The following is a 7,269-nucleotide window of genomic DNA, read 5'->3' as shown; positions in this document are numbered from 1 at the left end:
TGGGCTTCCAAGCATAAGGCTCAAGGAGGACTTCCTGGCCATAACCACCATAGGGATAAACTTCATAGTGGAGGCCATCTTCCTGTACACCCCCTTCTTCGGTGGGGCCCTGGGAATAGGGGGCATACCGCGGGTGGTGCTCTTCGGGGAGAAGCTCCGGGAGAACGGGTACTTCCTCCTGTGTATGGGATTCCTCTTGCTTTCTGTGGGGCTTTGCCAGTGGTTTAGGCGGTCATGGCTTGGGCTTGGGTGCTTCGCCATAAGGGAGGACGAGACCGCCGCTTCCAGCATGGGCATACCCACCGTCAAGTTCAAGCTCTCCGCCTTCGTTTTCGGCGCCAAGCTGGCGGCCCTGGCGGGGGCCCTTTACGCCCAATACATGAGGTTCATAAGCCCCGGGGACTTCGGGTTTCCGGTGTCGGTGATGTTCCTGTCCATGGTGGTTCTGGGGGGCATGNGGACCCTATGGGGGCCGGTGTTGGGGGCCTTGGTGCTGGGGGTGTTGCCTGAGGCCTTCAGGTCCCTCATGGACTACCGGATGCTACTCTACGGGGCCCTTCTTCTGTTGATGATCCGTTTCCAGCCCGGCGGCCTTCTGGGTGAGGGGAGCTTTGTGAAGAAGGTCCTGGGTTTCGGTCGAAGGGGCGGGTGATTGGGAATGGATGCCATTTTGGAGGTCAAGGACCTGTCCATCAGCTTCGGGGGGCTTAAGGCGGTGGACGCTGTGAGCTTCTCCATGGCAAGGGGAGAGATAATGGGCCTGCTGGGCCCCAACGGGGCGGGTAAGACCACCTGCTTCAACATGATATCCGGGGTGCTCAAGCCCACTGGGGGAGCCATATTCTTCGACGGCAAGAGGACCGACGGTCTTCCGCCCCATAAGATGGCGGAGCTTGGGGTGGGCCGTACTTTCCAGATAGTGCGTCCCTTCGGCGCCCTTTCGGTGCTGGACAACATAAGGGTGGCCCTTGGAGGAGACCGCTACAGGGGCAACCCGTTGAAGGCCATGGGGCTCTCCAGGGGCAGGGAGGTCCTGGACGAGGCCCGGAGCATCCTGGACAAGGTGGGGCTTCTTCCACTGGCGGACATGCGGGCGTCTCTTCTACCCATCGGGAACCTGCGGAGACTTGAGATAGGAAGGGCCCTGGCGCTAAGGCCCAAGCTGCTGCTTTTGGACGAGTGCTTCTCCGGGTTGAGGCATGAGGAGATAGAGAGGATAGAGGAACTTGTAAGGTCCATCCGGGAGTCGGGGGTTTCCGTGCTGCTCATAGAGCACAACATGAAGGTGGCCATGGGGCTCAGCGACCGGGTGGTGGTGTTGGACCACGGAAGGAAGCTGGCGGAAGGGTTCCCCAGGGAGGTGGCCTCCGATCCGGCGGTGATTGAGGCCTACCTGGGTAAGGGGGTGTCGTCCCTTGCTTCTTGAGGTGAAGGATCTTAGGGTTTCCTACGGGGACTTCGAGGCGGTGCACCAGGTGTCCTTCTCGGTGGACCAGGGGGAACTGGTGTCCGTCATAGGGGCCAACGGGGCGGGTAAGACCACGGTGCTGAGGGCTGTGATGGGGCTCACCATGCCCAAGGGGGGCAGCATATCCTTCATGGGAAGGGACATCACCTTCATGGCTCCCCATGAAAGGGCCCGGCTTGGGATCAGGATGGTGCCCGAGCGGGCCAGGGTGTTCCCCCAGCTTACGGTGGAGGAGAACCTGCGTATGGGGGCCTACGGGATGAAGAAGGACCGGGCCTTGGCGGAGCGGATGGATTGGATATACGAGCTGTTCCCGGTCTTGAGGGAAAGGATGAACCAGCTGGCGGTGACCCTGTCCGGCGGGGAGCAGCAGCAGCTGGCCATAGGAAGGGCCTTGGCGTCGGACCCAAAGCTTCTTTTAGTGGACGAGGTCTCCATGGGGCTCATGCCCAAGCTGGTGGACCGGGTTTTTGAGGTGTTGAAGGAGCTCAACGGTTCCGAGGGGATGACCATACTGCTGGTGGAGCAGAACGCCCTGGCGTCCCTTGGCATATCCCACCGGGGGTACATCCTTCAGACGGGCCGCATAGAGCTACACGGCGCCGCGTCGGACCTTCTGGCGGATCAGCGGGTGAGGGAGGCTTACCTTGGGGTTTGACGGGCCTTGCTTGGCGAGGACCCATAACGTCAAAGGAGGTGTTGGTAGGATGAAGATGAGAAGGGGCTTTTTGGTCGTGGTGGCGGCTTTGGGGCTGTCGTTGTTGCTTTCCCTTGGGGCCTTTGGGGCGGAGCCCATCAAGATAGGGCTTCTTGCCCCCATAACGGGCTTCGCCGCCGCGGACGGGGAGAGCATGCTCAACTCCGTTAAGCTGGCGGTGGAGGAGGTAAACGCGGCGGGAGGGGTCCTGGGGCGCAAGGTCCAGCTGGTTTACTACGATGACGCGGCGGATCCCAAGCAGGCGGTTCCCCTGGCCCAGAAGTTGATCAAGCAGGACCGGGTGGTGGGGGTTGTGGGTGGTTCCTATAGCATGCCCTCCCGGGCGGTGGCTCCCATCTTCGACGACGAGGAGATACCCTTCATAGCCGCCTACGCCATACACCCCGACGTGACCAAGGGGGACTACACGTTCCGCAACGGCTTCCTGGGGGCCGTGGAGGGACAGGCGGCGGCTTACACGGCGGTGAAGATCCTGAAGGGCAAGAGGATCGCCATAATAACCAGCGACAACGATTTCGGAAGGACCCTGGCGGAGGGGTTCAAGAAGTACATGAAGCGTAACCCCAGCGACGCCCAGCTGGTGCTGTCCCTCACCTATCCCATGAGCGAGAAGGACTTCAAGGCTTATCTTGCCAAGGTGAAGGAGGCCAACGCGGACGTGGTCTTCGCCAGCGGCTACTACTTCCAGACCGGCCCCATGCTCAAGCAGGCCCGGGAGATGGGCATAACCGCCAAGTTCTTGGGCGAGGAGGGGGCGGACTCGCCCAAGACCATCGAGATAGCCGGCAAGGCGGCGGAGGGCTTCGTCATAGTCACCAACCTGAACCGGGACGACCCGCGGCCGGTGGTGCAGAAGTTCCTAAAGGAATACCGGAAGCGCTACAAGACCGAGCCCGACATGGTTGGCGCCTCCGGTTACGACGCCTTCAGGGTGTTGGTGGACTCCATCAAGCGGGCGGGTTCCACGGACCGCAAGGCGGTGAGGAACGCCATGGCGGAGACCGCCAACTACAACGGCCTTACTGGCATCATAAGGGGCTTCGACAAGGAAGGGGAGGTCATAAAGCCCGTCCAGGTGCAGGTGGTGAAGAACGGCAAGTTCCGTTACCTCGCCATGGTGGACAACCCCGCCATAATCACCCCGCGCCTTGCGGCGGGAGAGGAGTAAGGGCCGCAGGAACTCCTTTGTCCCTGAGTATTGACAGCTTTCGCGGGGGCTAATATAATCTCTCACGTTGTGACTGGGGCTGTGGCGCAGCGGGAGCGCGCTTCCTTGGCATGGAAGAGGTCGGGGGTTCAACTCCCCCCAGCTCCACCAGTAAGTTAACTTGCCGCTTCCTCGCGGGTCTTCGCGGGGAAGCGGTTTTTTAGTCCCTGCCGCCGTCTTTTGCGGCGCCATCCCTCCTTTTTGCCTTTTTTACCTTTTGCGTTTTTGCCCAGAGCCCTCATCTTGCATCGCCCCCTTATACTCTTCGAAAGCTTCAAAACGCCGACCCCCTCTGTGCTGCCCCGTCGTAACCGTCCGCCTTGGGCGCGGAATAATCGTTCATATCTAAAAACAAAGTTCGAATAAAACTTTCATACTTGAAGATTTTTTGTATCAATATAGTATCTTTAGCGGGGTCGTTTGGGCTTTTTGTCGTTGATTTTGGAAGGAGGATGCGCAGTGGAGGGAAGGGAGACCTTTTCGAGCAAGTTGGGGTTCGTGTTGGCCTGCGTGGGCGCCGCCATGGGGCTTGGGAGCATATGGCTTTTCCCCTGGAGGCTTGGGGCCTTTGGCGGGGCGGCGTTTCTGATACCGTACCTGGCTTTCACCTTTGGCCTTGCGGTCACGGGCCTTATGGGGGAGTTCGCCTTTGGCAGGAGCCAGAAGGCGGGGGCCGTGAGGGCCTTCGGCAAGGTCCTTTCGGAAAGGGGGTTCCGCTTCGGCGGGGCCCTGGGGCTCATCCCGGTGCTTGGGGTTAGCGGGGTGTTCGTCTTCTACCTCATAGTCTGTGGATGGGTGCTCAAGTATCTGGTCCTGTCCGTGATGGGGGCCTTCTCCCGCATGGACCCCGCCGCCTACTTCCAGGCCTTTGCGGGCAGCTGGGAGAGCGTGTTGTGGCACCTGGCTGCCATGGTCCTCACCATGCTCATAATAGCCCGGGGGGTTCAGGGGGGCATAGAGAGCTCCAACAAGGTCATGATGCCCGCCCTCTTCCTGATATTGCTGGCTTTGATGGCGAGGTCCCTCACGCTCCCTGGGGCCATGAAGGGGGTTGAGTTCCTGCTGCTCCCCAAGTGGCACCACCTCATGGATCCCAAGACCTGGGTGATGGCCCTGGGCATGGCCTTCTTCACCGTGTGCCTCGGCGGGGCCGCCATGCTGGTCTACGGCAGCTACCTCAAGGACGGGGAGGACATACCCTCATCGGCTATGAACACCGCCTTCTGGACCACCGTGGCCTCCATCCTGTCCGCCTTGGTGACCATCCCCGCTGCCTTCGCCTTCGGCCTTGACGTGAACGCCGGGCCGTCCCTGCTCTTCATAACCGTGCCCCACATCTTCGGCTCCATGCCCGGGGGCTACGTTTTCGGCATCCTGTTCTTCCTGTGCGTGCTCTTCGCCGCCATCTCCTCCGCCATAAACCTCATGGAGGTTCCGGTGGAGGCGGTCATGGACGGGTTCGGCCTTTCCAGGAAGGCCAGCTCCATGGCGGTGGCGGCCGCGGGGTTCCTGCTGGGGGTCCCCATGGCGGTGAACCTCGACCTCTTCGGGACCTTCGCCGATACCGTGACCACCTACGTGGTCCCCTTCGGGGCGGTGCTCTCCGCAGTGGTGTTCTTCTGGTTCTACGGCGCCGACCGGGCCAGGCAGGAGGTTAACATGGGGGCCCGCAAGAAGCTCGGGGCCTGGTGGAGCTTCCACGCCAAGTACGTCTTCGTGCTGACCTCCGTGGCGGTGCTGGTGCTGGGCATCGTGATGGGAGGCTTCTAAGCGTTCCTCTTGGCGGCTTAAAACCGCCGGCGGCGGCAAAGAAGAGAGGGGGGGCATTACCCCTCCCTTCTCTTCTTCGCGGTTTTGAAGACGATTCCTTGGGTCTTAGGATCCTTTCTTTACGTATCCCTTTGGTATCTCAAACAACCCCTTGGGAAGCATCCTGAGCTTTGGGTTCTTTATCTCCATGGACCACCTTCCGTAGCGGTCCGCCACCTTCACGGTCACCCCGGTCTTCTGGTCGGTCCAACGGATGAGATCCTCCCTGACGCCGCCAACCGTCCTGGTGATGAAGCTCTTGGAGCACCTCAAGCCTCCCACCAGCTCCTCTCCTGAGTAGGCCTCTTGGGTGGTGCCGGGCACCCCCTCGGGGGAGAAGTAGGGCATGGCGCTCTCCAGGGGTCTCTCCTCGTAGGTCCTTTCCGACGTCTTCAAGGTCCAAAGCACCCCAAGGTCCGTCCGGGATATCTGAATAGTACCGGCGCCCTCGATCCTCATCCCCGCGGAGCTTATGTAAGCCCGGTAGCTCATGGCCCCGTTGGGGCCCTTGTAGATCATGTACCCCTCGTAATCCATGGGGGGCATGGCCACCCCCAGGGCCAAGCGTGGTTCAAAGAGTCCCAGGATGAGCCCCATGAGGGGGATCAGGACCTTTGCTGCGTTGAACTTCATTTAGTGCTCCTCCTTTTTCATGGGAAATTAGGTTTATTATATTATAATCCTAGATTCCACAACAATTCATGGGGGTGGTGTAGAGATGCGCAGGTCCGACTTCGAGAGCTCCATATCCCGGGTAGACGAGGCCCTTTACGGGCTTATGGTGAGGGAGCAGGGCCGTCAGAGGCGGGGGCTTGAGATGATAGCCTCTGAGAACTTCGTTCCCCGGGCCATATTGGAGGCCCAGGGGTCCGTCCTCACCAACAAGTACGCGGAGGGTTACCCTCACAAGAAGTACTACGGGGGATGCGAGTTCGTGGAGGAGATAGAGGATCTGGCCATAAGGCGGGCCTGCGAGCTATTCGGGGCGGAGCACGCCAACGTGCAGCCCCACTCGGGCACCACCGCGAACATGGCGGTTTACTTTACGGTCATGAAGCCCCAGGACACCATGTTGGCCATGAAGCTCGACCAGGGGGGGCACCTGTCCCACGGGCATCCGCTTAACTTCACGGGGCTCATTTACAACGTGGTGGGCTACGGGGTTCGGCAGGACACGGAGACCATAGACTACGACGAGGTGATGAAGCTCGCCCTTGAGCACAGGCCCAGGGTCATAGTGGCCGGCGCCAGCGCCTATCCCAGGTTCATAGACTTCAAGGCCTTCCGGGAGATAGCGGACCGCGTGGGGGCGGTCCTTATGGTGGACATGGCCCACATAGCGGGCCTGGTTGCGGGTGGAGTTCATCCTAACCCGGTTCCCCACTCGGACTTCGTCACCACCACCACCCACAAGACCTTGAGGGGGCCCAGGGGGGCGATGGTGCTTTGCAAGTCCCAGTACGCCAAGGACCTGGACCGCACGGTCTTCCCGGGCATACAGGGTGGGCCCTTGGTGCACGTCATAGCCGGCAAGGCTGCCTGCTTCCACCTGGCCATGAGGGACGACTTCAAGGAGTACGCCCGGGCGGTGGTGCGAAACGCCAAGGCCCTTTCGGAGGCTTTGCTGGAGCGGGGCTTCCGGCTGGTCAGCGGCGGCACGGACAATCACATGGTGCTGGTGGACCTAAGGTCCAAGGGCATAACCGGCAAGGATGCGGAAGCTTTGCTGGACCGGGTTGGGATCGCCTGCAACAAGAACATGATCCCCTTTGACCCCGAGAAGCCCATGGTCACCAGCGGCATAAGGTTAGGCACCGCAGCCCTTACCACCAGGGGCCTTGGGGAGGAGGAGATGCGGGCCATAGGGGAGATAATAGACCTGGCGATCGCCCAGAGATCCGATGAGGGGGCCTTGGCAGGTCTTGCCCGGCGGGTGGAGGAGCTTAGCGGCAGGTTCCCGCTGTACGCCTCCATGCAGGAGCCTTGGGTGGAGTCGAGCCCCAAGGATTAGCCCATTGGCACCTGGCATGGGATAGGGGTAAGAAAAAATACGAAGGAAGAATCGGA

The 7,269-nt window shown here is 60.8% G+C and carries 8 protein-coding genes and 1 tRNA gene; 7 read left to right on the top strand and 2 right to left on the bottom strand.

Translation table 11 applies throughout. The features are described 5' to 3' along the window. The 5 genes from N2315_06630 to N2315_06610 form a co-directional block, all read left to right on the top strand. A partial coding sequence (locus tag N2315_06630; protein MCX7828865.1) for a branched-chain amino acid ABC transporter permease occupies window positions 1-652 on the top strand: 652 nt, incomplete at its 5' end. A 6-nt stretch (window positions 653-658) separates the two neighbouring features. Further along, window positions 659-1,426, top strand: a complete 768-nt coding sequence (locus tag N2315_06625; protein ID MCX7828864.1) for an ABC transporter ATP-binding protein — start codon at window positions 659-661, stop codon at window positions 1,424-1,426. Next, a complete protein-coding gene (locus N2315_06620; protein MCX7828863.1) occupies window positions 1,416-2,126 on the top strand; it encodes an ABC transporter ATP-binding protein in 711 nt (236 codons plus the stop codon). Before N2315_06625 ends, N2315_06620 begins: the two co-directional genes overlap by 11 nt. Window positions 2,127-2,175: 49 nt before the next feature. Beyond that, window positions 2,176-3,354, top strand: a complete 1,179-nt coding sequence (locus N2315_06615; protein ID MCX7828862.1) for an ABC transporter substrate-binding protein — start codon at window positions 2,176-2,178, stop codon at window positions 3,352-3,354. Window positions 3,355-3,429: 75 nt separating this feature from the next. Continuing rightward, a tRNA-Ala gene (locus N2315_06610) sits at window positions 3,430-3,504 on the top strand. A gap of 5 nt (window positions 3,505-3,509) precedes the next feature. Here the strand turns inward: N2315_06610 and N2315_06605 are convergent. Continuing rightward, complete coding sequence (locus N2315_06605) at window positions 3,510-3,671, bottom strand: hypothetical protein (protein MCX7828861.1); 162 nt, start codon at window positions 3,669-3,671, stop codon at window positions 3,510-3,512. A gap of 181 nt (window positions 3,672-3,852) precedes the next feature. On the opposite strand from N2315_06605, the gene N2315_06600 reads away from it, so the two are divergent. Next, window positions 3,853-5,163, top strand: a complete 1,311-nt coding sequence (locus N2315_06600) for a sodium-dependent transporter (protein MCX7828860.1) — start codon at window positions 3,853-3,855, stop codon at window positions 5,161-5,163. Between the two features lie 105 nt (window positions 5,164-5,268). Here the strand turns inward: N2315_06600 and N2315_06595 are convergent, their stop codons facing one another. Further along, complete coding sequence (locus tag N2315_06595) at window positions 5,269-5,835, bottom strand: hypothetical protein (GenBank protein ID MCX7828859.1); 567 nt, start codon at window positions 5,833-5,835, stop codon at window positions 5,269-5,271. A gap of 85 nt (window positions 5,836-5,920) precedes the next feature. On the opposite strand from N2315_06595, the gene N2315_06590 reads away from it, so the two are divergent. After that, complete coding sequence (locus N2315_06590; GenBank protein MCX7828858.1) at window positions 5,921-7,213, top strand: serine hydroxymethyltransferase; 1,293 nt, start codon at window positions 5,921-5,923, stop codon at window positions 7,211-7,213. Window positions 7,214-7,269 lie beyond the last annotated feature (56 nt).

It is taken from the genome of Thermanaerothrix sp. (genome assembly GCA_026417795.1).
In the GTDB taxonomy this organism is placed as follows: domain Bacteria; phylum Synergistota; class Synergistia; order Synergistales; family Synergistaceae; genus Thermanaerovibrio.
The sequence above is the reverse complement of the archived record's forward strand: the minus strand, read 5'-3'. Positions and strand labels throughout refer to the sequence as shown.